General features: G+C 63.4%; 22 protein-coding genes, 1 tRNA gene and 1 riboswitch. Of the genes, 12 read left to right on the top strand and 11 right to left on the bottom strand.

The features are described from left to right. Positions 1 to 28: 28 nt before the first annotated feature. Complete coding sequence (locus AC0J5Z_RS18410) at positions 29 to 2,002, top strand: APC family permease (protein WP_475035197.1); 1,974 nt, start codon at positions 29 to 31, stop codon at positions 2,000 to 2,002. 85 nt (positions 2,003 to 2,087) lie between these two features. Here AC0J5Z_RS18410 and AC0J5Z_RS18415 read toward each other — a convergent pair whose 3' ends face one another. Further along, positions 2,088 to 2,663, bottom strand: coding sequence for a helix-turn-helix domain-containing protein (locus tag AC0J5Z_RS18415; RefSeq protein ID WP_018777077.1), 576 nt, complete (start codon positions 2,661 to 2,663; stop codon positions 2,088 to 2,090). Between the two features lie 268 nt (positions 2,664 to 2,931). Between AC0J5Z_RS18415 and AC0J5Z_RS18420 the strand changes: the two genes are divergently transcribed. Both AC0J5Z_RS18420 and AC0J5Z_RS18425 read left to right on the top strand, forming a co-directional pair. Continuing rightward, positions 2,932 to 4,449, top strand: a complete 1,518-nt coding sequence (locus AC0J5Z_RS18420; protein WP_475035199.1) for a sodium:solute symporter family protein — start codon at positions 2,932 to 2,934, stop codon at positions 4,447 to 4,449. A gap of 246 nt (positions 4,450 to 4,695) precedes the next feature. Beyond that, positions 4,696 to 4,815: riboswitch (SAM riboswitch) on the top strand. Between the two features lie 15 nt (positions 4,816 to 4,830). Continuing rightward, on the top strand, positions 4,831 to 5,133 hold the full coding sequence (locus AC0J5Z_RS18425) for a hypothetical protein (protein ID WP_475035201.1): 303 nt from the start codon (positions 4,831 to 4,833) through the stop codon (positions 5,131 to 5,133). Here AC0J5Z_RS18425 and AC0J5Z_RS18430 read toward each other — a convergent pair. Continuing rightward, positions 5,130 to 5,321 (bottom strand): hypothetical protein, encoded by a 192-nt coding sequence (locus AC0J5Z_RS18430; protein WP_475035203.1) that lies wholly within the window; start codon positions 5,319 to 5,321, stop codon positions 5,130 to 5,132. The genes AC0J5Z_RS18425 and AC0J5Z_RS18430 overlap by 4 nt on opposite strands. A gap of 245 nt (positions 5,322 to 5,566) precedes the next feature. On the opposite strand from AC0J5Z_RS18430, the gene AC0J5Z_RS18435 reads away from it, so the two are divergent. From AC0J5Z_RS18435 to AC0J5Z_RS18445, 3 genes are all read left to right on the top strand, one after another. Next, entirely contained in the window at positions 5,567 to 6,730 is a 1,164-nt protein-coding gene (locus AC0J5Z_RS18435) for a VIT1/CCC1 transporter family protein (RefSeq protein WP_475035205.1), read from the top strand. A 142-nt stretch (positions 6,731 to 6,872) separates the two neighbouring features. After that, entirely contained in the window at positions 6,873 to 7,709 is an 837-nt protein-coding gene (locus tag AC0J5Z_RS18440) for a matrixin family metalloprotease (protein WP_475035207.1), read from the top strand. A 52-nt stretch (positions 7,710 to 7,761) separates the two neighbouring features. Further along, positions 7,762 to 8,763 carry a matrixin family metalloprotease gene (locus AC0J5Z_RS18445; protein ID WP_475035209.1) on the top strand — a complete coding sequence of 334 codons (1,002 nt, stop codon included), beginning with the start codon at positions 7,762 to 7,764 and terminating at the stop codon, positions 8,761 to 8,763. Positions 8,764 to 8,767: 4 nt separating this feature from the next. Here the strand turns inward: AC0J5Z_RS18445 and AC0J5Z_RS18450 are convergent, their stop codons facing one another. Beyond that, positions 8,768 to 9,901, bottom strand: coding sequence for an LOG family protein (locus AC0J5Z_RS18450; RefSeq protein WP_475035211.1), 1,134 nt, complete (start codon positions 9,899 to 9,901; stop codon positions 8,768 to 8,770). A 61-nt stretch (positions 9,902 to 9,962) separates the two neighbouring features. On the opposite strand from AC0J5Z_RS18450, the gene AC0J5Z_RS18455 reads away from it, so the two are divergent. Together AC0J5Z_RS18455 and AC0J5Z_RS18460 are read left to right on the top strand one after the other, a co-directional pair. Next, a complete protein-coding gene (locus AC0J5Z_RS18455) occupies positions 9,963 to 10,754 on the top strand; it encodes a gamma-glutamyl-gamma-aminobutyrate hydrolase family protein (RefSeq protein ID WP_475035213.1) in 792 nt (263 codons plus the stop codon). 118 nt (positions 10,755 to 10,872) lie between these two features. Then, positions 10,873 to 13,791 carry a chitobiase/beta-hexosaminidase C-terminal domain-containing protein gene (locus AC0J5Z_RS18460; RefSeq protein ID WP_475035216.1) on the top strand — a complete coding sequence of 973 codons (2,919 nt, stop codon included), beginning with the start codon at positions 10,873 to 10,875 and terminating at the stop codon, positions 13,789 to 13,791. A 153-nt stretch (positions 13,792 to 13,944) separates the two neighbouring features. Here AC0J5Z_RS18460 and sucD read toward each other — a convergent pair whose 3' ends face one another. The 5 genes from sucD to AC0J5Z_RS18485 all read right to left on the bottom strand — a co-directional run bounded on the left by sucD (position 13,945) and on the right by AC0J5Z_RS18485 (position 20,463). After that, a complete protein-coding gene (gene sucD, locus AC0J5Z_RS18465; protein WP_475035218.1) occupies positions 13,945 to 14,847 on the bottom strand; it encodes a succinate--CoA ligase subunit alpha in 903 nt (300 codons plus the stop codon). 12 nt (positions 14,848 to 14,859) lie between these two features. Then, a complete protein-coding gene (gene sucC / locus AC0J5Z_RS18470; protein ID WP_011773779.1) occupies positions 14,860 to 16,029 on the bottom strand; it encodes an ADP-forming succinate--CoA ligase subunit beta in 1,170 nt (389 codons plus the stop codon). 265 nt (positions 16,030 to 16,294) lie between these two features. Next, positions 16,295 to 16,993 carry a hypothetical protein gene (locus AC0J5Z_RS18475; protein WP_475039778.1) on the bottom strand — a complete coding sequence of 233 codons (699 nt, stop codon included), beginning with the start codon at positions 16,991 to 16,993 and terminating at the stop codon, positions 16,295 to 16,297. A 13-nt stretch (positions 16,994 to 17,006) separates the two neighbouring features. Next, on the bottom strand, positions 17,007 to 19,553 hold the full coding sequence (gene pcrA / locus AC0J5Z_RS18480) for a DNA helicase PcrA (protein ID WP_475035220.1): 2,547 nt from the start codon (positions 19,551 to 19,553) through the stop codon (positions 17,007 to 17,009). Between the two features lie 64 nt (positions 19,554 to 19,617). Beyond that, the gene (locus AC0J5Z_RS18485) at positions 19,618 to 20,463 is read right to left on the bottom strand and encodes an inositol monophosphatase family protein (RefSeq protein WP_475035222.1); all 846 of its coding nucleotides are present in this window, start codon (positions 20,461 to 20,463) and stop codon (positions 19,618 to 19,620) included. Between the two features lie 33 nt (positions 20,464 to 20,496). Here AC0J5Z_RS18485 and AC0J5Z_RS18490 point away from each other — a divergent pair, with 33 nt between their 5' ends. Beyond that, a complete protein-coding gene (locus AC0J5Z_RS18490; RefSeq protein WP_475035225.1) occupies positions 20,497 to 21,153 on the top strand; it encodes a hypothetical protein in 657 nt (218 codons plus the stop codon). Here the strand turns inward: AC0J5Z_RS18490 and AC0J5Z_RS18495 are convergent. Beyond that, the gene (locus AC0J5Z_RS18495; RefSeq protein WP_475035227.1) at positions 21,140 to 21,925 is read right to left on the bottom strand and encodes a DUF998 domain-containing protein; all 786 of its coding nucleotides are present in this window, start codon (positions 21,923 to 21,925) and stop codon (positions 21,140 to 21,142) included. The genes AC0J5Z_RS18490 and AC0J5Z_RS18495 overlap by 14 nt on opposite strands. A gap of 108 nt (positions 21,926 to 22,033) precedes the next feature. Here AC0J5Z_RS18495 and AC0J5Z_RS18500 point away from each other — a divergent pair. The 3 genes from AC0J5Z_RS18500 to AC0J5Z_RS18510 all read left to right on the top strand — a co-directional run bounded on the left by AC0J5Z_RS18500 (position 22,034) and on the right by AC0J5Z_RS18510 (position 22,976). Next, a tRNA-Arg gene (locus AC0J5Z_RS18500) sits at positions 22,034 to 22,106 on the top strand. A gap of 1 nt (position 22,107) precedes the next feature. Then, on the top strand, positions 22,108 to 22,566 hold the full coding sequence (locus tag AC0J5Z_RS18505) for a DUF6314 family protein (RefSeq protein WP_475035229.1): 459 nt from the start codon (positions 22,108 to 22,110) through the stop codon (positions 22,564 to 22,566). After that, a complete protein-coding gene (locus tag AC0J5Z_RS18510; RefSeq protein WP_475035231.1) occupies positions 22,563 to 22,976 on the top strand; it encodes an NUDIX hydrolase in 414 nt (137 codons plus the stop codon). The genes AC0J5Z_RS18505 and AC0J5Z_RS18510 overlap by 4 nt, the downstream gene beginning before the upstream one ends. Before the next feature lie 8 nt (positions 22,977 to 22,984). On the opposite strand, the gene AC0J5Z_RS18515 is transcribed toward AC0J5Z_RS18510, so the two are convergent. Both AC0J5Z_RS18515 and AC0J5Z_RS18520 read right to left on the bottom strand, forming a co-directional pair. Further along, positions 22,985 to 24,898 (bottom strand): ABC transporter ATP-binding protein, encoded by a 1,914-nt coding sequence (locus AC0J5Z_RS18515; RefSeq protein ID WP_475035233.1) that lies wholly within the window; start codon positions 24,896 to 24,898, stop codon positions 22,985 to 22,987. Between the two features lie 3 nt (positions 24,899 to 24,901). Beyond that, positions 24,902 to 26,563 (bottom strand): ABC-F family ATP-binding cassette domain-containing protein, encoded by a 1,662-nt coding sequence (locus AC0J5Z_RS18520; protein ID WP_475035235.1) that lies wholly within the window; start codon positions 26,561 to 26,563, stop codon positions 24,902 to 24,904. Between the last annotated feature and the right edge of the window lie 67 nt (positions 26,564 to 26,630).

Below are 26,630 nucleotides of genomic sequence, written 5' to 3' on the forward strand. Positions count from 1 at the left end.
GCAGCATCCTGCTGCACGAAAGGACACCGTGACCACCCTGACGAGGCCTCCGGCCGACCCGGCCGATAAGCCCAAACATTCCTTCAAGCTCAAACCATGGCTGCTGGAAGGAATGCCGGACACCTCAGGGAAGCGGCAGGGACCACACGGCCGACCATCGGACTCGCACAAGCCACAAGCCTGGTGGAAGGTCATGTGCCTCACCGGCCTGGACTACTTCTCCACCCTCGGCTACCAGCCTGCCATCGCAGCGCTTGCCGCCGGCCTGCTGTCCCCGCTGGCCACGTTGCTCCTGGTGTTCGCAACCCTGGCCGGCGCCCTCCCGGTATACCGGCGCGTGGCGAAGGAAAGCCCACGCGGCGAAGGCTCCATCGCCATGCTTGAACGCCTGCTTCCGCGCTGGGGAGGCAAGCTCTTCGTCCTGGCGCTCCTCGGCTTTGCCGCAACAGACTTCATGATCACCATCACGCTCTCCGCCGCCGACGCCACGGCCCACCTCATCGAGAACCCCTTCGCCCCGCACTTCCTTGAAGGCCAGCAAGTGGTCATCACGATTGCGCTGATCGCAGGCCTCGGCATTGTCTTCCTCCGCGGCTTCAAGGAAGCCATCAACGTTGCCGTGGTCCTGGTGGCTGCGTTCCTTGCATTGAACCTTGTGGTGATCGCAGTATCCATAACCCACCTCTTCACGGAATCGCGCGTCATCACCGACTGGTGGACCGCGCTCACCACCTCCCACGGCGACCCCATCATGATGATTGCCCTGGCACTGTTGGTGTTTCCGCGCCTGGCACTGGGGCTCTCCGGGTTCGAGACGGGCGTCGCCGTCATGCCCCAAATTAAGGGCCACGCCACCGACACCGAAGCCAACCCTGCAGGCCGGATCAAAGGCGCCCACAAACTCCTCACCACCGCCGCCATCATCATGAGCTCATTCCTCATCACGTCCAGCTTCACCACCGTCATGCTGATCCCCGCCGCCGAATTCGAAGACGGCGGCAAAGCCGAGGGCCGCGCGCTCGCCTACCTCGCCCACAAATTCCTCGGCGACGGCTTCGGAACTGTCTACGACATCAGCACCATCGCCATCCTCTGGTTCGCAGGCGCATCCGCCATGGCAGGGTTGCTGAACCTCGTCCCCCGCTACCTGCCGCGCTACGGCATGGCACCTGCGTGGGCCCGGGCTCTCCGTCCCCTGGTCCTGGTCTTCACTGTCATCGCCTTCATCGTGACCATCATTTTCCAGGCCGATGTCAACGCCCAGGGTGGCGCATATGCCACCGGCGTACTGGTCCTGATTACCTCCGCCTCCATTGCGGTAACCCTGTCTGCGCGGCGAAAAAAGCAGCGGGCTCAGGTCATTGGCTTCGGGCTGATCTCCCTCGTGTTCGTCTACACCACGGTGGTCAACTCGATCGAACGCCCGGACGGCCTGAAGATTGCGGCCCTCTTCATTCTGGGTATCATGGTTGTCAGTTTTACCTCCCGCATGAGGCGCGCCTTCGAACTCCGCGCCACTCATATCAAGATGGATGAGAAAGCCCTCGAATTCACTGCGAACGCCGCCGAAGGACCGGTCCGCATCATCGCCCACGAGCCCAAGCACCTCAGTGCCAGCCGGTACAGGGAGAAGCTTCAACACGCCCAACAGGCCAGTCACCTGCCCGTCGACTGCGACGCCGTGTTCATCGAGGTCATTGTGGACGACAGCTCGGACTTCGAGCAGGAGCTCCAGGTCGTGGGCAAGCTCCGGCACGGGTTCAAGATCCTGGAAGTGCACAGCAACAACGTGCCGAACACCGTGGCCGCAGTACTCCTCCACATCCGCGACGTCACTGGATTCATGCCCCACATCTACTTCCGCTGGACCGAGGGCAACCCCATCTCCAACCTCAGCAAGTTCCTGTTCTTCGGCGAAGGAGAGATCGCCCCGGTAACCCGCGAAGTACTGAGGGAAGCCGAGCCGGACATCACCAGACGCCCCTGGGTCCACGTGGGCTGACCGCTCTACCCGCGCCGAGACTACAGTTAATGCCCATGTTTGCTGCAAACATGGGCATTAACTGTAGTCTCGCGGGGAAGAAGAACTAGCGGCTCGCCGCGGGCACCAGCACCCACAGCACTTCAACGGTCTCATCCGTGGGGTTGATCCACGTATGGGGTTCGCGGCCCGGGAAGGAGAGCGTGTCCCCTTCTTCGAGGTCGTACTCCTCATTGGTCAGGATGAGCTTGATACGGCCTTTGACCACGTGCAGGACATCGACATCGCAATCCACGGCGTAGAGCTCGTTTTCACCGCGGCCACGGGGCTCGATAGTGGCCTGCAGGATCTGGAGCCGACGTTCCGATCGGGCAGTCAGCAGACGCTCCACGATGCCCTGGCCGCCCAAAGAAATGCGGGGACCGTCATCCCGCCTGGTCAGATGCGTCTCCGGAGCAGCGAACAAATCGCCCACGGAGACAGACAGGACCTGGCACAGGGTGACCAATGAAGCGACCGACGGCGACGTCAGGTCCCGCTCCACTCTGCTGAGGAAGCCCTTGGTCAGCCCGGTAGCGTCCGCCACTTGCTCGATGGTGAGGCGCTGCGCCTGCCGGGCTGCGCGGATTCTGGAACCGATGGCAACGGGAACATTGCTCGGTTCAACGGGTAGAGCCTTCATTCACGAACCTTTCAGGCCTGTCATATGGCCCTGTCATTGGAGCAATAGTAGCCGGGCGACGAGCCAACAGCGCCGGAATGCACGGAACCATGACAAAAGCATCTTGACTGTTACTCCCATCACAACATATCCTCATAGGCAACAAGTGTTGTCTGTGAGGCACACAACACATCCCCAATCTCCAATCGTCAGCACAGAGAGACTTCGACGCTTCGCAGGAGTATCGTCGAAAACCCCAACCTCCGTGCATCAGCTCCAAGGACCGTTCATGGAATCTTCGGCTATTAACATCGCAATCGTGGTGGTGTACCTGCTCGCCATGCTGGCATTCGGCTGGTGGGGCAAGTCCCGCACCAAGAACAACAGCGACTTCCTGGTGGCAGGCCGCCGCCTGGGACCCTTCCTTTACACCGGCACAATGGCCGCAGTGGTCCTGGGTGGCGCATCCACCGTGGGCGGCGTCGGCCTCGGCTACAAGTTCGGTATCTCCGGCATGTGGCTGGTTGTTGCCATCGGCTCAGGCGTGCTGCTTCTTAGCCTCCTGTTCGCCGGAACCATCCAGAAGCTCAAGATCTACACCGTTTCCCAGATGCTGACCCTTCGCTATGGCAGCACCGCGACGCAGACCTCGGGCATCGTCATGCTGGCCTACACGTTGATGCTGTGTGCAACGTCCACCGGCGCCTACGCCACCATCTTCGTGGTCCTCTTCGGCTGGGAGCGTTGGCTCGCCATCGCCATCGGCGGCGCTATCGTGCTGGTCTACTCCACCATCGGCGGCATGTGGTCCATCACCTTGGCCGACCAGGTCCAGTTCGTCATCAAGACGGTTGGCATCTTCTTCCTCATGCTCCCCTTCGCCCTGAACGCCGCCGGTGGCCTCGATGGCATCCGCGCCCGCGTCGATGAGAGCTTCTTCGACATCGGCGGCATCGGCCTCCAGACGATCATCACCTACTTCGTCGTTTACACCCTTGGCCTCCTCATCGGCCAGGACATCTGGCAGCGCGTGTTCACGGCCAAGACCCCCACGGTTGCCCGCTGGGGTGGCGCCACCGCCGGCGTTTACTGCATCCTTTACGGCTTGGCCGGCGCACTGATCGGCATGGCTGCCAGTGTTGCCCTGTCCGGTGTGGAGATCGCAGCCAAGGACGACGTCTACGCAGAAGTCGCAACCCGTCTCCTGCCCATCGGTATCGGCGGCCTGGTACTGGCGGCTGCTGTCGCAGCCATGATGTCGACGGCGTCGGGCGCACTGATCGCTGCGGCCACCGTTGCCCGCGCAGACGTCATGCCTTTCGTTGCCAGCTGGTTCGGCAAAAAGGTGGACACCTCCGATTCCGATAACCCGGAGCACGACGTCAAGGCCAACCGTTACTGGGTCCTCGGACTGGGGATCGTGGCGATCATCATCGCCATCTCCACCAAGGACGTGGTGGCCGCACTGACCATCGCCTATGACATCCTGGTAGGCGGCCTGCTGGTAGCCATCATCGGTGGCCTGGTGTGGAAGCGTGGAACGGGCATCGCAGCAGCCTGGTCCATGGCGGCCGGTTCAGTGGTGACCCTCGGCACCATGATCATCCTTGAGATCAATGCAGAGGTCCCTCTCGACGGCATCTACGCCAACGAGCCCATTTACTACGGTTTGATTGCCTCTGCTGTGGTGTACGTTGTGGTCTCGTTTGCCAGCAAGCCCACCGATCCGGCAGTCATGAAGGCTTGGACCGACCGTGTTGCCGGCACCCGTGTGGCTGAGGAAGAGCTCAGCACGCCCGCGTCCTAGGCAGGCACAAAGAAACAAGCAATAGTCGACGGCGGCGCCTCCCCATTTCGGGGCGGCGCCGCCTTTGCGTTATGTCCCCCTCCGTTGGAAGGCCCGCTCTGCGCACCAAAACCACCCCAAAGCGCGCAAACCAGGCCCCACAACACACACCCCCTCCGTTGGAAGGCCCGCTCTGCGCGCCAAAACCACCCCAAAGCGCGCAAACCAGGCCTCACAACGGAAGGGCGTGCGGTAGGGTGGTCCAAGCTTCAAGAGATGTGGCGCCAAGCTCCGACTGGCCACACACCAACCCCATGTTCACGGGTGGTTCGGATGAGGAAGCGGCCCGTCCCGGACCAGAGACAACCGAGCGGGCAAGAGCACTCCCCAAGGAGCAGTCCCTTGCCGTACCAAGGCGCCACCCCGGTAAACACAACAGCAGCCAGCACCCCCGCCAATACGGCTGCCCCCACAGTGGCGGTGATCCCCGCCGTCGACCTCTTCCTGGGCACGGTAACCATCACTGCCAGCTCCGGAACCGAGCAGTTCGGACATCCCGAACCGGGGCTGATCGCGCAGGCTCTGGTCCAAGCCGTCCGACCCACGCGCTGGTGTGAGGCGTCGAGAAAGCTGACGGTGACAGTTGCCGCGGTCGGGAAGCGCGAGGGCCTGGAGCGGCACTTTACTCTCAGTCGCGAGGACTAGATTTCCTCGTCCTCCTCGCGGAATTCTTCGGTTTCGTCGATGGGGACCACGCGTTCGTCGTCCTCAGGGGCGTCCACTTCCTCTACCCAGGCCTCGTCCACTTCCTGGTCTTCGGCGTAGTCGTAGGCCGGGTCAGACTCGATGGTTGCCCGTTCCGGGTGGTTGGCGTGTGATTCGGTGGTGTTCATAGTGCAACCTCCGTCTCCGTGGGCCGCGGACAGCCCGTTGAACCGAATGCAGGAATCTAATGCGGGGAGGGTCCCGCCCCTGTTCTTCCATCTGAGCACCGGCTCACGCGAGGGTCAAGGAACGCCCGAAATTACGGTGCGCCGAACATTCCGGCTAAGGAATACCAGCCAAAAATCTGCGCCAATAAGCGGTACAGTGGGCGTGCAATGGGGCCGCAACTACCCCACCCAGCACAGGAGAGAAAGTGCAACAGCACCAGGAATCCCACGGTTCGTCGAGCCCCGCTCCGGACCCCGCCCCTGAACAGGCCGCCCCCGAAAACGCTTCAAAGCAGCCATCGCACGCGGACATCCGCCGGTGGCGCCAGTACTTGGCCGATGAGCGGGCCGAGGCCGCCGTCTACCGCGAACTTGCCCAGCGGCGGGACGGCGAGGAACGCCAAATCCTGCTCGCCTTGGCCGAAGCCGAAGGCAGGCACGAGGCCCATTGGCTTAAGCTCCTTGGTGAGCACGCCGGAATGCCCAAGGCAGCATCCACCCGCAGCCAGTTCCTGGGCTTCCTGGCCCGTAACTTCGGCTCCGTCTTTGTGCTCGCCCTTGCGCAGCGCGCGGAAGGCCGCTCCCCGTACGGTACGGAACCTGCAGCGACCCCGGCGATGGTGGCGGATGAACAAATCCACGAAGAAGTAGTCCGGGGCTTGGCCACGCGCGGGCGCAACAGGCTTTCCGGAACCTTCCGCGCCGCCGTTTTTGGCGCCAACGACGGCCTGGTCAGCAACCTTTCACTGGTCATGGGCATGGCCGCAACAGGCGTGCCCAGCCCGGTAGTGCTCATGAGTGGCGTGGCGGGTCTCCTGGCCGGTGCGCTGTCCATGGGCGCCGGCGAGTACGTCTCGGTCCGCTCACAGCGGGAACTCCTCAACGCCACCTTGCCCACGCAGGCCACGCTCACGGCAGCGCCATCTTTGGACATCGAGCACAACGAACTGGTCCTGGTGTACCTGGCCCGTGGCATGACGCGCGAAGCCGCAGAGCACCGCGCCGCTGAGCGCATGGGATTGTTCAGCTGCGACTGCGATCCCAGCCTCTCCTTGCAACCTGAGAAGCCAACCACTGACGATCACGAATCCGTCGGCTCGGCGTGGGGCGCTGCGATGTCCAGTTTCTGCTTCTTCGCCTCGGGCGCCATCGTGCCCATCCTGCCGTTTATTTTCGGCATGACGGGCTTGGCTGCCTTGCTGGTAGCCGGCGTGCTGGTGGGCATAGCTCTCCTGGCCACTGGTGCCGTGGTCGGTTTGCTGTCCGGAACGTCGCCACTGAGCCGCGGGCTGCGGCAGCTTGCCATTGGCCTGGGAGCGGCAGCGGCCACCTACGGGCTGGGCCTGGCGTTCGGAGCGGCGATCGTCTAAGTTTGGACGGCCAGGTCCGGACCCCGTAATGTTGGTTCGTCCTCCGCGCTGCCCCGCGTGACCAGGGCATCAGGAACGGAGAACCGTGGACCCGGAGCGGGAAGCAACGCGTGCGCCAAAGCACCGACGCGCTGGAACAGCCGTGCGTGTTCTCCGCGGCGTCCTCATGGCTGGCATTGCCGCCGTCGTCGCCGTTCTGGTGAGTGGATTCCTGCAGGGCGATCCGCGCGTCACCGCACTGTTCCCGGGCGTGAGCGTTCCGGGCGCCCCGCAGTACGGGGCGGGTGAAGACGAACCGGCGCGCGCCCTTGACGCACCACCTCCTGGACTTGAGGAGGCGGACGCCCCGCTCGCCTCCCCACCGGCGCCCGGGACCACCAACGATTCGTACAAGTTCCTAGCCACAAACGACGACGGCACCCCGGTGGGTTACTCGCCCTGCCGCCCGCTGCACTACGTAGTAAACAACGCGTCCGCACCTGTAGGCTCCGACGCCCTGTTGGCCACTGCCCTGGCGAACGTTTCCGCTGCTTCCGGCATTCAGTTCGTCAACGATGGCACCACGGACGAGCTACCGGTAGACCGGCGTGAACCCTACCAGCCGTCCAAATACGGCGACCGGTGGGCTCCCCTGCTGATCTCGTGGACCACGCCCGTGGAAGCACCGGCGCTGGCCGACAACGTGATCGGCACCGGAGGCAGCACCATGTACTCCCTCAACAAGGGCCCCAAAAGCTACATCACCGGGAGCTTGGAGCTGGACACTCCGCAGGTAACAGAGCTGCTCGCCAGTCCCGGCGGGGCCGATTACGTCCTGGCAGTCATGCAACACGAACTGGGCCACGTGATGGGCCTGGACCACGTGGATGATCCGATCCAACTCATGTACCCGGAAATCGGGGCCCCCGACGGACTCGCTGCGGGCGACCTGAATGGCCTGCACCTCCTTGCCTCGGCGCCCTGCCGCAAGGACATCTAAACCTTTCACGCTTCAAGCACTTTCGGCATGGACTCCCGGCGGAGTGGGACTTATGCTGACGAATACGGCCGACGGCGGCGCCCCACTTCCCGTCGCAGCCGCCACGTCAGGGGGTTCCATGGAACCTTACGGGTCGCCCAAGTGGCCGGACCCCGATCCCCCTCGTCCCAATTTCCTTCCCCATACTCCGCGCCCACCTGATCCGCCTCCGGTCAGGCCACCGATCAAGCACAGCAGCATCGCGGCCATCCTGTTCTTGTTCGGCGTCCTCGGTCTGGTGTGCGCGGGAGCTTACTTCAGCGGCGAACTCCACCAGCTCCTCTACGGATCATCCGCCACGCAAAGCCAGGCACCCCGGCCCGGGCTGGTACCGTTCGGTCAGCGCCAGGAACCGTTCCCCGGACTCGAGGAAGCCGACACTCCACTGGGAACGCCGGCGCCGCTGGACCGCACCAGTTCCTCGTACAAATTCCTGGCCGTCAAGGAAGACGGAACCCCCCTGGCCTATTCGCCGTGCAGGCCCATCCACTACGTGGTGAACTCGGACCTCGCGCCGCCCTCTTGGCAGCCCCTGGTGGACCAAGCCGTGAGTCAGGCCGGTGCGGCCACGGGGCTGAAGTTCATCTACGACGGCCCCAGTTCCGAAGTCCCCTCTCCCAACAGGTCCGGATACCAACCCGAAAGGTATGGGGACCGCTGGGCACCTGTCCTCATTGCGTGGAGCACACCGGAGCAGGTGCCACGCCTTACCGGGCAGACCGTGGGCCTGGGCGGAAGCTCCTCCATTGGCCTCAGCAACGGTTACAAGGCCTACGTGACAGGCACGGTGTCCTTGGATGCCCCGCAATTCGCGGAGATTGTGGACGCTCCCAGCGGAGATGAGATCGGCGTAGCTGTCATCATGCATGAGCTGGGGCATCTCCTTGGCCTGGACCACGTGGACGATCCCCGGCAACTGATGTTCGATGAAGCTTCCTGGGTACGCGGATACGCTCCGGGCGACCGGACCGGACTGGCCCGGCTGGGCACAGGCCCTTGCAGCAAGGACTTCTGAGGGCCTACCCGGCAACCACCGCGAGCGCGTCCTCCACCGTATCCACCAAGTAGATCCTGTCCGCCATGGGCTTTCCCGCTGCGAGGCTCTGCAGCATGGGCCAGGCGGGGAACGTACGTTCCCAGTGGTCCCGTCCCACCAGCACCATGGGCGTGATGGTCTCCGGGGCTCCGTAGTAGTTCTCGCACGCGTCCTGGAAGATTTCCTGCACTGTTCCTGCCGCACCCGGGAGGAACACGATCCCGCCGTTGCAGAGCTCCTGCAGGATAGCTTCCCGGACAGCGTTGGCGAAGTACTTGGCGATGTGGGTGGCGAATAGATTTGGCGGCTCATGCCCGTAGAACCATGTTGGGATACCGAGTGTCGGGGTGCCGCCGGGATAACGTTCGACGACGGCGGCTGCTTGCCGTGCCCAAGCCGTCACGGAGGGCCTGAACCCCGGTACCGCTGCGAGCGCCTCAAGCGCGTCCGTGGCGTCGGCGTCGGGCAGTCCGCTCAAGTAGGCGCCAAGGTTGGCGGCTTCCATTGCGCCAGGCCCCCCGCCCGTGGCGACCGTGAAGCCGGCTTGGGCGAGCAAGCGTCCCAGTTGCGCGGCGTCGGAGAATTCCCCGGTGCCGCGCTGCGCGGCGTGTCCGCCCATGACGCCCACCAGCTTGGTCCCGGAGAGTGCGCCGTGGTCCAGCAATTCGTCCAAGGCATCGCCGATTGCGTGATCGTGAAGGGCTGCAGCGAGGGTTGCGTCGATGCTGCCCCGTTGCCCGGGGAGGATGCTCCACTGGTAAACCCGGGCATCGAGCGTGGATTCGTACTCTGTGGAGGAGATGTTCTCATAGAGTTCCCTGGCTGTGTAAACCCCGCTTCGGTAGGGGTTGAACGGCACGTTGTGAAGCTTGGGGAAGATGAGTGCTCCCCGCCGGCGAAGGCTTTCCTCCACACCGTCGTCGAAAGTGCATCCCAGGAAGATCGCGCCTTGGGGGTCCAGCGCTTTGAGGTCCCGTGAGTGGCCCCGAAGATCCAATGACTGCGCGTGCCAGCCGTTCATGGACCCGGCTCCTGCGCTAACCAGCCGGTGGAAGTGGACCACGCTTTCGACGTCGAGCGTTCGCGGACTCGGGTTCAAAGCTCCGGAGCGATTCATGGTTTCAGCGTAGTGGGGCAGCCGTTTGTGTGCGGGGCATTGATCCGGTGCATCATGAAGCATGAAGAGTTCAGAAGTTGTTCGTCCGCGTATCGGCGTCCCGGTCCGTCTCAGCAGTTCGGACGCCCCTGACGCCCGTGTGGGTGAAGCCAACGAGCTCTTTACGTACATCGTGGATCTGTTGCGCGAGGCGGGCGCACAGCCTGTGCTGCTGACCCCGGTTTCTGCTGACAGCGCCGGACGGTTGGCCACCGAGATGCAAACGCTCGACGGCGTGCTGCTGCCGGGAGGCGGCGACATCAACCCCCGGCTCTATGGGCAGGACCCCGACGAGTCCCTTTACGATGTGAACCCTGAGCAGGATCACTTGGACATGGATGTGGCCCGGGCAACCATCGACGCCGGGCTGCCGTTGCTGGGCGTCTGCCGCGGTCATCAGCTGCTGAATGTCCTTTACGGAGGAACACTGATTCAGGACATGGCGCCATCGGCGGTGAACCATAACGGTTTGGATCCGCATGATCCCACATCCAGCGAGTGGGCATGGCATGATGTGCTCCTCACCGCCGGTTCGAAGACTGCAGCGCTGTATGGTTCCCCTGATGGGAGCACCATCAAGATCGCCTCCGGACACCACCAGGCAGTGATGCGCGTGGGCGAAGGGCTCCTGGTCACTGCCGTCGCGGACGACGGAACTGTGGAAGCTTTGGAAGACCCTTCGCGGTGGGTGGTCTCGGTCCAATGGCATCCGGAGGCGTCCCAGCTGCCCGATGCCGAGCGGTTGAAGCCCTTCAAGAATTTTGTAGCCGTTTGCCGGAACCCTACCCACGGCCCATCGACAGGAGTACAGTAGCGCTCACTGCACCGCTTTCACACCGCTGATGCCGGGGCAGTGCGTAGTCCGTTCAAAATGACGTCCTGGCGGCGTCGTAAGTTTGCCGGCTGGGGGGCCCAACATCTGCTCAAGGAGCATGGTTGTGGACCGTCCAAAATACATGCGTCGTCATACTCGTTTACCCCTCTTCAGCACGCGTTGCTTCTCCAAGCGAATCCTTGGATTCCTGCTTGGCCTCGCTGTTGCCCTTTCTTCTCTCGTCGTCGGTTTCGCCACGCCCGCCTCAGCAGCGGTACCTCCTTGTCCGGGGACCGGCGGCGCCCAGCAAATCGTCGCTCACACCGACGACGACCTGATCTTCATCAGCCCGGACTTCATGCGGGATGTCCAGGCAAAGCGTTGCGTCCAGACGATCTACCTCACGGCGGGTGACGCCGGAGAAGGCCAGTCCTATTGGGCCGGCCTCGAGGACGGGATCCGGTCCAGCTACGCCCTCATGGCGGGGGTCGCCAACGCATGGACAGCTTCTGACGCCGGCGTTCCAGAGCGCCCGGTCACCGTGCACACGCTCAACGCAGCGCCGAATATCTCGGTGGTTTTCCTTCGGCTTCCGGATGGCTTTCCCAACGGTAATGGCAGCAGCCGCTTCAATGGCCAGAGCATCCTGAAGTTGTGGGACGGGCGCATCTCTTCCATCCGTCCTGTGGATGGATCGGCTACATACTCAAAATCGCTGCTCCAAAACGTGTTGAACCGGCTGGTGTCCAACTACAAACCCACCACGTTCCGTACTCAGGACTGGACAGGCAATTTCACCACCCCCTATGACCACAGCGACCACTGGGCCGCGGCAAAGTTCGGGCAGCTGGCCACCCGCGCCTACACCGGACCGCATACCTCATCCGCGTACGATGCGTATGTCATCGATGAGTACGCACAAAACGTCACGGGCGCCGAACTCACCAGCAAGGTCAACATCTTCAGGCACTTTGCCGAGTTCGACGAGTTCCTGTGCGGGGACATCTGCCCGGACGTGCCCTACAGCGACTGGCTCAAACGGCAGTACATTACAGCTATCGAGTGGACCGGCAACGCAGCGAAATCGGCGGGAACCACGGTGACCGCGTCATCCCAACGGGCCTCGGCACAAAGTCCGGAGAAGGCACGCGACGGGTACGCCTGGGGCACCCCCATGGACGCCAACCGCGAGTGGGTCACCAACGGAGGCAAAGCCGGAAGTTGGATCCAATACAATTTCTCCCCCGCGCGGACCATCAACGCCGTGACGCTCTTTGACCGCCCGCTCCCAAGTGACCAGGTAACCGGCGGCAATCTCACCTTCTCTGATGGCAGCACAGTCCCGGTTGCCGCTTTGCCGAACAACGGCTCGGGCCTGACAGTGAATTTTCCTGCCAGAACGGTCAGCTCCGTGCGCTTCAACATCAGCTCGGTCAGCGGCTCCACCACCAGCGTGGGCCTGGCCGAATTCGAAGCACACATCACCGCTGACGTTGTTGCCCCCGTGGTGACAGCTACCCCGGCGGGCGGCACCTACGACATCGGGCAAAAGGTAACCCTGGCCGTAAATGAGCCAGCCACCATTTACTACACGGTGGATGGAACTACGCCCACCACTGCCAGCAGCAAGTACTCCACCCCCATCACTGTGAATGGCCCGCTGACCCTGAAGTACTTCGCCGTAGACACCGCGAACAACCCATCCGCCGTAGTCACCCAGACGTACTCCACTGGCCCGGACGTGACCAAACCCGTGGTGACGGCCAACCCAGTGGGCGGTGCCTACGCTCCCGGCACCACCATCACCCTCACGGTCAACGAAGCCAACTCGGTGATCAAATACACCACGGATGGTAGTGACCCGCTGGCGGCCGGATTGGTGTACTCCACACCGATTTCATTCCCGGGTACGGCTCCAATGACACTGAAGTACTTCGCCACGGATCCCGCCGGAAACGTCTCCGACGTCGTTACCCAGACGTATACGGTCCCGCCGGACACCACCGCTCCCGTAGTGAGCGCCAATCCCACCAGCCGTGCACTTGCCAGCGGGGCGAGCATCACCCTTTCGGCGAATGAACCCGGGGCGGCAATCTACTACACCACCGATGGCAGCACGCCGACGGCAACGGAATCAGCCACGAACACCAGGTACACAGCCCCGATCGTCATGGGGAGCGCCACACTGGTCCTCAAATACATCGGGGTGGACACAGCCGGCAACACCTCGGCCGTGAGCACCCAGACGTACACCGTGCCTGCAGCCGGACCGCCGTCGGCCCATGACTACAACGGCGACGGCAAGGCCGATGTCCTTGCGTCCGATACCGCCGGCAACCTGTATCTGCACCCAGGTGACGGCGCAGGCGGCCTCCTTCCGCGGCAAGTAGCCCTCGCGGCACCGGCATGGTCAAGCGTCAACGAGGCGATTACTCCCGGAGACTTCAACAGGGACGGTAAACCGGACCTTCTGGCCCGCGCTGGTGACGTCCTGTGGTTCTACCCGGGCAACGGCGCTGGAAGTTTCGGAGCCCGGGTACAGGTCAGCACCGGCTGGAGCACCATGAGCCAGCTGTTCTCCCCCGGAGACTTCAGCGGCGACGGTATTCCTGACTTCATGGGCCGGCTCAGCTCCGGAGAGTTGCGCCTATACGAAGGCAATGGAACCGGCGGTCAGCGGACACCCACCACCATTGGATCCGGCTGGAATATTATGAATGCAATCTTCAGCACGGGGGACTTTAATGGAGATGGTAAGGGAGACGTGCTGGCGCGACGCTCGGACACAGGCGCCCTCTGGCTCTACCCTGGCAACGGAACCCGCGGATGGTTGCAATGGAAACAGATCTCCACGGGTTGGGACAACCGAACATCGATAGCCGGGCCCCGAGACTTGGATGGCGATGGGAAAAATGACGTCGTAGGCCGCATCGGAGACACCCTGTGGCTGTATCCAGGCAATGGCAGCGGAGCTTTCAGCACCGTACCTCCCATCAGCCTCGGCACCGGTTGGCAAGGTATGAAGATCATCGCCTAGCCAGCCCCATGGACCTGGCGCGGGTCGGAGTTTTCCCCCAGACTCTTCGGCCCGCGTCAGCTACGTCGGTTTAAAGAACGACGACGGCCCGGTACCTTCCGTGGGGAAGGCGCCGGGCCGTCGTCGTGCTGGTTGTGCCTTTCGGCAGCGAACCTAGAGCGTTGCGTACACTTCGCGCAGCAGCTTGGCGGTCTCGGACGGCGTCTTGCCGACCTTCACGCCGGCCGCTTCAAGAGCTTCCTTCTTGGCCTGGGCCGTACCGGCGGAACCGGAAACGATGGCACCTGCGTGGCCCATGGTCTTGCCCTCGGGAGCGGTGAAGCCGGCAACGTAGCCGACAACCGGCTTGGTGACGTTGGCCTTGATGAAGTCAGCGGCGCGCTCCTCAGCGTCGCCACCGATTTCACCGATCATGACGATTGCCTTGGTCTCGGGGTCAGCTTCGAACGCAGCCAGGGCGTCGATGTGCGTGGTGCCGATGACGGGGTCGCCACCGATGCCGATCGCTGTGGAGAAGCCGAGGTCGCGGAGTTCGTACATCATCTGGTACGTCAAGGTACCGGACTTGGACACGAGGCCGATGGGGCCCTTGCCCGTGATGTTCGCCGGGGTGATGCCAACCAGGGCTTCGCCGGGTGTGATGATGCCGGGGCAGTTCGGTCCGATGATGCGGGTGATCTGCTTGCCGTCGGCATCCACCTTGGACTGGGCGAGTGCCCAGAATTCGGCGGAGTCCTGAACCGGAACGCCTTCGGTGATGACAACGACGAGGCCGATGCCGGCTTCGATTGCTTCGACCACGGCGTCCTTGGTGAATGCCGGGGGAACGAAGACGATGGAGACGTCTGCGCCGGTTTCAGCGATGGCTTCCTTGACGGTGCCGAAGACGCTGATTTCCTTGTCGCCGTGCAGGACCGTGGTGCCGGCCTTGCGGGCGTTGACGCCACCAACAATGTTGGTGCCGGCCTTGAGCATCAGGGCGGTGTGCTTGGTGCCCTCGCCGCCGGTGATGCCCTGAACGATGACCTTGGAGTCTTTGTTGAGGTAGATAGACATTGTCGCGTCCCTTTACTTAGCTGCGTTGGCGAGCTCGGCGGCCTTGTCGGCGCCCTCGTCCATGGTGGCGGCCAGGGTAACCAGCGGGTGGTTGGCCTCGGTCAGGATGCGGCGGCCTTCCTCAACGTTGTTGCCGTCGAGGCGAACGACCAGCGGCTTGTTCGCGGAGGAACCGAGCTCAGCCAGTGCACCGACGATGCCCTTGGCAACCGCGTCACAAGCGGTGATGCCACCGAAGACGTTCACGAACACGCTCTTGACCTGGGAGTCACCCAGGATGACGTCCAGACCGTTGGCCATGACCTCAGCGGATGCTCCACCACCGATGTCAAGGAAGTTGGCAGGCTTCACGTTGCCGTGGTTCTCGCCGGCGTAAGCAACGACGTCGAGGGTGGACATCACAAGACCGGCGCCGTTGCCGATGATGCCGACTTCGCCGTCCAGCTTCACGTAGTTGAGGTCCTGCGCCTTGGCCTTGGCCTCCAGCGGGTCAGCTGCGTCCTTGTCCTCCAGGTGTGCGTGGTGGACGTGACGGAAGTCAGCGTTCTCGTCCAGGGAGACCTTGCCGTCGAGGGCAACGATCTCGCCGGCGCCGGTGCGGACCAGCGGGTTGACCTCAACCAGGGTTGCGTCTTCCTTCTTGAAAACGTCCCAGAGCTTCAGAATGACATCGGCCACCTTGCCGCGCAGTTCTTCAGCGAAACCTGCAGCTGCGACGATCTCGTCAGCTTTGGCCTGGTCGATGCCCACAGCGGGGTCGATGGCGATCTTGGCCAGGGCCTCGGGACGCTCGACTGCAAGCTGCTCGATTTCCATGCCGCCTTCTACCGAGCACATGGCCAGGTAGTTGCGGTTGGCGCGGTCCAGGAGGACCGAGAAGTAGAATTCCTCGGCGATGTCAGCACCCTGGGCGATCATCACCTTGTTGACGGTGTGGCCCTTGATGTCCATGCCCAGGATGTTGGTGGAGTGCTCAAGCGCCTCTTCGGCGGTCTTGGCGACCTTGACGCCGCCAGCCTTGCCGCGGCCACCGACCTTAACCTGTGCCTTTACGACAGTTACGCCGCCGATCTTCTCGGCAGCTGCCTTCGCTTCTTCAGGAGTGTGCGCCACGATGCCGGCGAGCACGGGTACACCGTGCGCCTCGAACATATCGCGCGCCTGATATTCAAACAGGTCCACGGTTTAGTGTCCTTCTACGTCGAAGTAGTTTTCTGTTCAGCCGGGAACCGCGATGACCGCGATAGCCAGCTGCGGAAAGTACGCGGTAAACAACCGGGATTGAAGCCGGTCACATTGCGTAAGGTCCTCTCGGAACTTTAGCCCTTTGAGGAGTCCCGCCAGCTACACACTACCCGTTAAGTGAGTAACCTTACACTTCTATGGGATGTAGAAAAACCGCATAATGACGCGGTTTTTGGCCTGTCCGGAGGCTGTCCAAGCGGAGTCAGGACGCTTGTTTCAGGTTCCCGCGGACCGATTTTCCGCCGTCGGAAATCAGCTGGTATCCCTCGCGGCTCACGAAGAAAGCCACGCCAGCCGAGACGTTTCCGCAGGCGACGCCGCCGTTGTACGCCGAACACCGGAGGCCGTTACGCTCGATGTTCTGCCCCTCCGCCAACTCCCGGAGCTTGGAGATGGGCCCCTCGCGACTGCCCTTCGGCCCGAACTCAGACTCCATTTGTGTTACGCCGGAACGACATGAGCCATAGACCGCCTTCTCGGGAGTCAGGAGAACTGTCCCGCCAAGGTAGCCGAAGCCAATCCCCGCGCAGTCTTCAGCAACGTCGCCGGGCTCCGGCTTGGCGTACCTCGCGAGCTCACAGTGCGCCACAGGGACTACCGCGAACTTGTTGTTGGCAGCGTCCGAGTAGGAGTTGGCCTCGTAGGGCAGGTTAAGGTGCCCGCCCCGGGCGGATGTCATGGCGCACACGATATTCTTGTCAGCCGTGACGAACGCGGTTACGTCCTCACCCGTGGACAGGGTGGTCTGTTCAGTGACGGGAACCTGTTGGAGCTGCTCCAGCGGCGGCAACGGAGCCGGAGGCACATAGTCAGGATCTTTGGTGGCGAAGGAGCATCCCGCCGCCAGCACCATGATCAAGGCGGTCAGGATCCCCCAAACAGTCCGACGCATGCCCCTCATTATGCCGTGCGGTTCACGCATCGAGCTTGGTCAGGGGCGCGTACCGCAAAAGCAGTCGCTTCTCGCCGACGTCGAACTTCACCTTCGCAACCGTCTTGTCCCCCGAGCCTTCGATGCCCAGCACTACTCCGTTACCGAAGCTTGTGTGGTTGACCTTGTCCCCCACCACCACGGAGATGACTTCCTTTTGCGGCTGAACCCTATTGCGTACGACGGCGGCAGGGACGTCGGCGTCGAACCCTGCGGTGGGGCTCGCGGCAGCACCGCGGGATGTGCCCGCACCCCAGAACGAACCACCGTAGCGGTTGGACCCGATAGGGGCGCTCCCCCAACCACCCGCGGCCTGTCGGCTCATTCCTTCGCGTTTCCACTCCACTAGTTCGGAGGGGATTTCTTCCAGGAACTGGCTGGCGGGGTTGTACTGGCTCTGGCCCCACATGCTGCGGACCTCGGAGCGCGTGACATAGAGGCGCTTGCGCGCCCGGGTGAGGCCCACGTAGGCCAGGCGGCGTTCTTCCGCGAGCTCCTTCGGATCCGTCGCCGAGCGCTGGTGCGGGAAAATACCGTGCTCCATGCCGGTGAGGAACACTACCGGGAACTCCAAGCCCTTGGCTGTGTGCAGCGTCATCAGCGTGACAACGCCCATGCGCTTGGCCTCTGCAACGGCGGCGTCGATGTCCGCCCCCGGGGCGTCCGGGATCTGGTCGGCGTCGGCCACCAGGGAGACCTGCTCCAGGAACTCGCCGAGGGTTCCGTCCGGGTTGTCGCGCTCGTATTCCCGAACCACGGCTACCAGTTCCGCGAGGTTCTCCACACGGGATTCGTCTTGGGGGTCGTTGCTGGCGCGCAGCCCCGCCAGGTAACCGGTCTGTTCAAGGACTGCCTCCAAGGCAGCGGCAGCACCCGAGCCGGATGCCACCTCGGCGAGGTCGTCGAGCAGCTTTACGAAACCCAGGACGGCGTTGATGGAGCGGGTGGCCATACCGGGCGCTTGGTCGGCGCGGCGTGCAGCGGCCATGAAGGACGTGCGCTCCCGCTCGGCCAAGGCAGCCACCGCGCCCTCAGCACGGTCGCCGATCCCGCGTTTGGGTTCGTTCAGTACCCTGCGGAGGTTGACGTCGTCGTCCGGGTTCACCAGGACTCGCAGGTACGCCAGGGCGTCTTTGATTTCCTTGCGCTCGTAGAAGCGCGTGCCGCCCACCACTTTGTAGGGCAGGCCGACCCGGACCAGCACATCTTCAATGGAGCGTGACTGCGCGTTGGTCCGGTAGAAGATGGCGACGTCGCCGGGACGCAAGCCTTCCTCGTCCTGCAGGCGGTCGATTTCCTTGGCGATGAATTGGGCTTCGTCGTGCTCGTTCTCCCCCACATAGCCGACAATCTTCTCGCCATCGCCTTCGGCGGTCCACAAGCGCTTTTCCTGGCGGTTGGGATTGCGGGAAATCACGGAGTTGGCGGCGCTGAGGATGTTCTGCGTGGAGCGGTAGTTCTGCTCGAGCTTGATGGTACGGGCATTGGGATAGTCGGCTTCGAATTCCACGATGTTGCGGATGTCCGCACCACGGAAGGCATAGATGGACTGGTCCGAGTCGCCCACCACAGTGAGTTCGCTTGGTTCCACGTCCGTGCCCGTTCCCAGGCCCACGATTTCCCTGACCAAGGCGTACTGGGCGTGGTTGGTGTCCTGGTACTCGTCAACCAATACGTGCCGGAAGCGGCGTCGGTAGGACTCCGCGAGCGCCGGGAAGGCCCGGAACATGAAGACGGTTTCCGCGATGAGGTCATCGAAGTCCATGGCGTTGGCTTGCCGGAGACGCTGCGTGTAGCCCTTGAACACCTCGGCCACGGCTTGCTCGAAGGGGTCGTTGTGGTTTGCCGAGGAAGCGTAGGAGTCGGCATCAATGAGCTCGTTCTTGAGCGCCGAGATCTTGTGCTGGATGGCCTTGGGCGCGAACTTCTTGGGATCCAGGTCCAGATTCTTGGCCACGAGTGTAATGAGGCGCAGCGAATCCGAGGAGTCGTAGATGGAGAAGTTGGAATTCAGGCCAACGTTGGCAGCTTCGCGGCGCAGGATGCGCACGCAGGACGAGTGGAACGTGGAAATCCACATGCCTTTGGCACGGGCGCCCACCAGGGCTTCGATGCGTTCCCGCATTTCCGCCGCTGCCTTGTTGGTGAAGGTGATGGCCAGGATTTCGCCGTGATGCGCACGCTTGGTGGCAATGAGGTAGGCGATCCGGTTACTCAGTACACGGGTCTTGCCGGATCCTGCACCAGCAACGATCAGCAAGGGGCTCCCGGCATGCTTCACGGCCTCTTCCTGCTGTGGATTCAGCCCTTGGAGAAGAGCTTCAGCGGTAGGCAACCCGTGGGTGCCCTGGTTTCCCCATCCTCCTGAGACCGGAGCTTGGGGAGCGTTCCCTGACCCGCCCGATCCCTCCTGGAGGCGGGGGCCGGATGCGCCTCCGCCGGAATGGGAAAGCTCCGGGGCAGCCTTGACTGCGGCTTTGGTGCCTGCTTTGAAGGGTCCGTCTGCGTAGGGGTCAAACAACATATCCATGGTGCCTACCAGTCTAGGCGGTGCCCCTGACACAATAAGGCGCCGCAGTCAGCAGCAGTGGATGCTACGCAAACTGTGGAACAGAGGTAAGGGCGGCGCTCAACTCGCGTACCGCCGTCGGGCCTCCCGCCAGGAACCAGTTGAATCCGTTGACCTGCACGACGGCGGTGTCCCCGCCAGCAGCGCGTACGATCGCCTTCCCGGGCAGCCAGTCCCATTCAGGACAACTGTGCTGGAACCAGCACCCGAGTTCGCCATCGGCGACACGTCCGAGGTCGCACGAGCCTGAGCCGAACATACGCAGCGACGCGGCGGAGATGGCGGCTGCGTGCCACGGCATCGCTGTCCTGGGGTCAGCCAGCCACGTGGGGTGGATATACGTGGCTGCGCAGATTTCGGTGACCGACGGGTCGCCGGAACCGGAAAGAGGTTCGCCGTTCAGGGTTGCCGGGCGCTCCTCCCCTCCGAGCCAAAGCTTGTCCAGTTCGGGCTGGTAGACGGCCCCGAGCAGTACGTCCGGATCAGCAATCGGGTTGCCTCCATGATCTGAATCGTCACGTTTGAGGGCAATGGCCGAGCACCAGTACGTGGAGCCGTGCAGGAAGTTGTAGGTGCCGTCAACGGGGTCGATCACCCAGGTCCTGCCGCTCGTTCCGGCTACGGAGGCGCCTTCCTCGCCGAGGATGCCGTCTTCCGGACGGCAGCGGCGCAACTGTTCCAGGACGTAAGCCTCAGCTGCGTGATCGGCTGCAGTGACGACGTCGGACACCGACGTCTTGCGTTCGCCTTGCAGACCGCCCATCCGCATGAGCAGCGCCAGTTGGCCTGCCTCGCGGACCAGGGCGCTGGCCAGTTGGTAGTCATCGAGTGAAGGATCGAGTTCAGTTGCGGTGTGCCTGCCGGTGGTCATGGATCCAGCTTATGTGGCGGGATAATGAATGACATGGCCAAGACCCCAGCCCAGCGCATTAAGAAGCACGGAGCAAAAGCAGTGGTTCCCGATCACTCGGCGCCTCCCGTGATCAACACCACCACGCAGCGTACCCCGCAAAAGGCGCAGAGCAACTCCAAGCTCATCGTGATCGCGGGCGTCGTGGCCAGCCTGTTCCTGTTTTGGTACTTGCACTTGCTCACCCTGAACCAGATGACGCAGCTCTCGGACGGCCTGGCGATGCCTGATTCGCTGATTGGCGGCTTCTCACAGGACTACGTTTCCCAGCTGCGTGATGCCATGGACGATTCGGCGCGCGGCCAGCTTAACTACGTCCACAAGACCGCCGGCACCCTGTTTCCGCTGATCTTCGGCTTCAGCTGGCTCCTGCTGATTGGCACAAATGTGGCGCGAAAATCGTGGCGGTGGGCCATGTGGGCTGCTCCCCTGCTGTTCGCTGTGGCCCACCTGTGGTCCAACGTCGCCATTGATTCCGTGCTGGCTGCGGAAACGCCCGACGCCGGTTCGGTGGCGCTGGCATCCGCGGTCACCGTCGCGTCGTGGGTGCTGTTCCTGATCAGTCTCCTGTGCGGCATGCTGGCAGTGTTCCTTGGGCGAAAGGGCGCAAAGCCGGCGGCAAGGGGTGCGGGAGGTCTCAGCCGGCCCTGAGCCCCCTCCGTTCGGTGTGGACGCGCTGGGCGATCACCAGGCCGGCCGCCGCAAGGCCGACGGTCACCGGGTAGCCCATGAGCCGCTCGAGCAACCCTGGCTGCGGCACCTCCATCCCGGTGATTGCGCCAATGATGAGAGCCCCGATGCACATGAGTCCGCAGGCGGCCAGGAACCAACTCACGGGCGTCTGACGCCACCACAGGATCCCCAGGAGCAGGAGGGCAAACCCTCCGGCGATGAAGAACATCAGCGCACCGGCAAAGTGCCAGGGCGAGCCCACGTCTTCGGGAACCAGACCCACTATTACCGTTCCCACTCCGGCAACACCGGTAAGGATCCGGATGGCAACAGCCAATATCCAGGGAACGGTCAAGACCCGGGTCTGGGGAGAGCCGCCTTGAACTGCTCGAAAACGCCGGGCCGTCACGCCGGGCCGCGCCGCCACGCTCAAGAGCCCGGCCGTCAGGAACACCGCACCCAGGATGAGTGCCAAGCCCTGCACCACGAACGAGGCATTCATCAGCCAGTGCAACGGCGAGCAAACCGCCCTGTCCTCGTAGATCCCGCAGGAAATTGCTCCGAGGTCACTGATGAATCCTGTGGCCCTGCTGTAAGGCTCGGGACCTGCCCAGGCCTCGATCACCGCGGCCTCGGCAACGAAGTATTGGACCACGCTCAGCTGCGCCCACCCTCCGATGTTCGCCCTGACGCTACGGACATCCGGTAGGAACGATCCGGCTGGCGCCGGTGCAGTCGCGTGCCCTTTCATGAACGCCAGCCTAGCGGTGTTCGGGCAGCGCCCCGGCAGCTTGTATGCTTGTAGTCGTGTCCGGGCCCTCGAGCTCCAGCAGTGGGATTTAGTGCCATGGACACACAGGCCCTCGTAGCTCAGTGGATAGAGCACGGCTCTCCTAAAGCCGGTGTCGTTGGTTCGATTCCAATCGAGGGCACTTGAACCACCAGCAACCCACCCAGGACTTGCAGGCCTACCTGGCCGGCAGCTGGCTTGTGGAGCGGACTCTCTTGGACAGGACCGCCGGCACCAACGGAACCTTTACCGGCGTCGTGCGCTACACCCGGAACCCCGACGGCGGCCTGGACTACCGCGAAGACGGAACCATGCACTGGCCTACCCATTCGGGTCCGGCATACCGCGAATACCTCCTGAAACCGGGCGCCGGGCCGGAGTCGATGGATGTGTTCTTCCCCGACGGCAGGCCCTTCCATGTGATGAGCTTCGCTGGGCAGGGCAACCACGACGAACACTGGTGCGACCCCGACGATTACCGCGTCAAGTACGCCTATGAGGGGCCCGACTCGTTCAGCTTCACCTGGGATGTCCGTGGGCCCGCCAAGAATCTGCTGCTTGAATCGCATTTGCTCCGCATCGAAGCCGGGAGGCAACCATGAGTGGAACCGACACGGACCTGATCATCGTGAGCGCCGTCTGCGTCTACAACGAAGAAGGCCAGCTGCTGACCGTCCGCAAACGCGGCACGGACAAGTTCATGCACCCTGGCGGCAAGCCAGAGCCTGGCGAGACCGCCGCGGAGGCCGCTTCCCGGGAGCTCCTGGAGGAAGTCGGCATTGACGTGGCACCGGACCACCTCGAGCCGCTCGGCGTGTGGCTGGCTGTGGCGGCCAACGAGGCAGCGACGAACATCGAGGCCACCGTCTTCACTGCACCCGGAACGTGGGAGGCGCACCCTTCGGCGGAGATCGCGGAGATTCGCTGGCTCGACCTCGAGGCGCCGCTTCCCGCCGACCTGGCACCGCTGCTGACGGACCACGTACTTCCAGCGCTGGCCCCGCCCAAGTAGCTACAGGGCTAGAGCTCCGGAACCGCTTCCTGGGCCACCGCCGAAGCTTCCGCGAATTGGGTCTGATACAGCTCGGCGTATCGTCCATCCGCGGCGAGCAGCTCAATGTGCGTGCCACGCTCCACGATCCGGCCGTCCTCAACCACCAGGATGGCGTCCGCCGCACGGATGGTGGACAACCGGTGGGCAATCACGACGGCGGTACGCCCCTCGAGTGCCTCGCCCAAGGCCGCTTGGACGGCGGCTTCGTTGGTGGAATCCAAAGCTGCAGTGGCTTCATCGAGGATCACAACGCGCGGCTGTTTGATGAGCAGGCGCGCGATGGTGAGCCGTTGGCGTTCACCGCCGGAGAGCCGGTAGCCGCGCTCCCCCACCACGGTTTCCAGGCCATCCGGCAAGGACCGGATCATCGGTTCCAAGCGCGCCCGCCGGAGCACGTCCCACATGTCATCTTCGGTAGCGTCCGGCCGGGCGAGACGCAGGTTGGAGGCGATGGTTTCGTGGAAGAGGTGGCCGTCCTGGGTCACCATGCCCATGGTGTCGCGCAGGGAATCGAAGCCGAGATCGCGGACGTCCACGCCCGTTCCGGGTTTTTGCCCGCCGAGGCGCACGGAGCCGGAGTCCACGTCGTACAAGCGCGAGAGCAGCTGGGCCACCGTGGACTTACCGGCACCGGAGGAACCCACCAGGGCAACAGTCTGCCCCGGTTCCACCCTGAAGCTGACTCCGTGCAGGACTTCCTCGCCGCCACGGGTATCCAGGGTCGCAACGTCCTCAAGGGAAGCCAGTGACACCTTCTCGGCGGAGGGGTAGGAGAAGCGGACGTCGTCGAATTCCACGGCAACAGGCCCGGCCGGAACTGCCACGGCGTCCGGCTTCTCGGTGATGAGCGGCTTGAGGTCCAGAATTTCGAACACCCGCTCGAAGCTGACCAAGGCACTCATGATTTCCACGCGGGCATTGGACAGCGCTGTCAGTGGAGCGTAGAGCCGTGTCAGGAGGAGAGCGAGAACCACCACGTCACCGGGTGCCAGCTGCCCGCCGATTGCCAACCAACCGCCCAGTCCATAAACCAAGGCCAAAGCCAGCGCCGACACCAAGGTCAGGGCGGTGACAAACGTGAACTGCAGCATGGCAGTCCGGATTCCGATATCCCGGACGCGGCCGGCCCGATCAGCGAACTCGCGGGATTCCTCATCCGGGCGACCGAACAACTTCACCAGCGTGGCGCCCGGGGCGGAGAACCTCTCCGTCATCTGCGTGCCCATGGCAGCGTTGTGCGCGGCAGCTTCGCGGCGGAGGTCCGCCAGCTTGGAGCCCATCCGCCGGGCCGGAATCAGGAAGATCGGCAGCAACACCATGGCCAGCACGGTCACCAGCCAAGAGGTGTTCAACATGACCACAAGTGTCAGGACCAAAGCCACCACATTGCTGACCACGCCGGACAGCGTGCCGGCGAAGGCCGACTGCGCTCCGATGACGTCGTTGTTCAGGCGGCTGACCAAGGCACCGGTCCGCGTCCTGGTGAAGAACGCGATGGGCATGCGCTGCACGTGATCGAACACGCGCGTGCGGAGGTCCACAATGACACCCTCGCCAATGATGGAAGACAGCCAGCGGGTCAACAAGCCCACACCGGCTTCACCCACGGCGACGATGGCGATCAGGACGGCCAACCAGATCACCGTGCCCACGCCGGCGTTGGCGATGATGGCATCCACCACCTGGCCGGCGAGCACCGGAGTAGCGACAGCCAGGAAAGCACCCGCAATGGAAGCGATCACGAAGGCAATGAGCTTGCCCTTATGCGGCGCGGCAAAAGCCATGACCCGCTTCAGGGTTTCCTTTGAGAACGGCTTCGAGCCACTCTTGGCGGTAGTGATGTTGTACAGCGAGCTCCAGGCTACGCGGTCCATGCTCATGGGTTACTTCTCCTGGATCGGGGTGTGATGGAGCTCCTGGACTTGTCCGTTGTCCAAGTGCCAGCGCGAATCGAGCCGAACGTTTTCAAGAAGCCTGCGGTCATGGGTAACCAGCAACAGCGCGCCTTCGTAGCTTTCCAACGCCTCCTCCAATTGCTCGATGGCCGGAAGATCCAGATGGTTGGTGGGCTCATCCAGCACCAGCAGGTTCACACCGCGGGCCTGCAGCAAGGCCAGCGCCGCCCGGGTCCGTTCCCCCGGCGACAATGAATCCACGGTGCGCGACGTGTGGTCTGCCTTGAGGCCGAACTTCGCCAGGAGGGTGCGGACATCCGCGCTGTTCCAGTCCACCAACACAGCCTCAACAGCGTCGCCAAGTTGCCGCCCGCCGTCGAGCAGTCCGCGCGCTTGGTCAATTTCACCGATGGCAACGGAAGCACCCATGGAAGCGTCGCCGTCGTCCGGTTCCTGCGTCCCCAATAACAGGCGCAAAAGCGTGGACTTCCCGGCGCCGTTCGGTCCGGTGATGCCGATGCGCTCGCCGCCGTTGAGTTGAAGGTTCACCGGACCCAGCGTGAAGTCGCCTTGGCGGGCGACGACGTTTCGCAAGGTGGCGACGACGGCACTTGAGCGGGGTGCCTGGCCGATGCTGAACTGCAGTTGCCATTCCTTGCGCGGCTCCTCCACCTCGGTGAGCCTCGCGATTCGGGACTCCATTTGGCGGACTTTCTGGGCCTGCTTCTCGGACGATTCGCTGCTCGCGGCGCGACGGATCTTGTCGTTGTCCGGGTTCTTTTTCATCGCATTCCGGACGCCCTGGGAGCTCCACTCCCGCTGCGTGCGTGCGCGGGAGACGAGGTCGGCCTTGGTGTTGGCGAACTCTTCGTAACGTTCCCTGGCGTGACGCTTGGCCACCGCCCGCTCTTCGAGGAAGGCTTCGTAACCGCCGTCGTATACGGCCACGGAGTTCTGGGCGAGGTCCAGTTCCACCACGGTGGTGACGCAGCGGGCCAGGAATTCGCGGTCGTGCGACACCAGGACCACACCGCCCCGCAGGCCCTGGACGAAGGCTTCAAGCCGGGCCAGTCCGTCAAGGTCGAGGTCGTTGGTGGGTTCGTCGAGGAGAACCACGTCAAAGCGGCTGAGCAGCAGGGCCGCCAACGCCACGCGTGCAGTTTGGCCGCCGGAAAGGCCTGTCATCAGGGCGTCAGCCCCAAGGTCCAAGCCAAGGTCTGCAAGGACAGCCGGAATCCGGTCCTCCAGGTCTGCGGCGCCGGAGGCCATCCAGCGGTCGAAGGCCAGGGAGTACGCGTCATCGGCTCCTGGAGCTCCGGAACCGAGAGCCTCGGCGGTGGATTCCATTTCAGTTGTTGCCTGGGCAGAGCCAGTGCGGCGGGCGATGTAAGCTCCGATTGTTTCGCCAGCGGTGCGCTCGTGTTCTTGCGGCAACCAGCCCACAAAGGCGTCCGAAGGCGCCAGGTTGATGCTCCCCGCCTGGGGCTGGTCCACACCGGCGAGGATGCGCAGCAGCGTGGACTTACCGGCACCGTTAGCCCCCACCACGCCCACAACATCGCCCGGCGCAACGGTCAGGGACAGGTCCGAAAAAAGTGTGCGATGGCCATGACCACCGGCAAGATCCTTGGCCACCAAAGTTGCAGTCATTGTCTATCCTCCAGCAAGGGAACGCAGAAATTCAGGCCGCGATTCCCGCGGGCATGGAAAAACCCGC

It is taken from the genome of Paenarthrobacter sp. TRD_SC_7, from assembly GCF_056156245.1.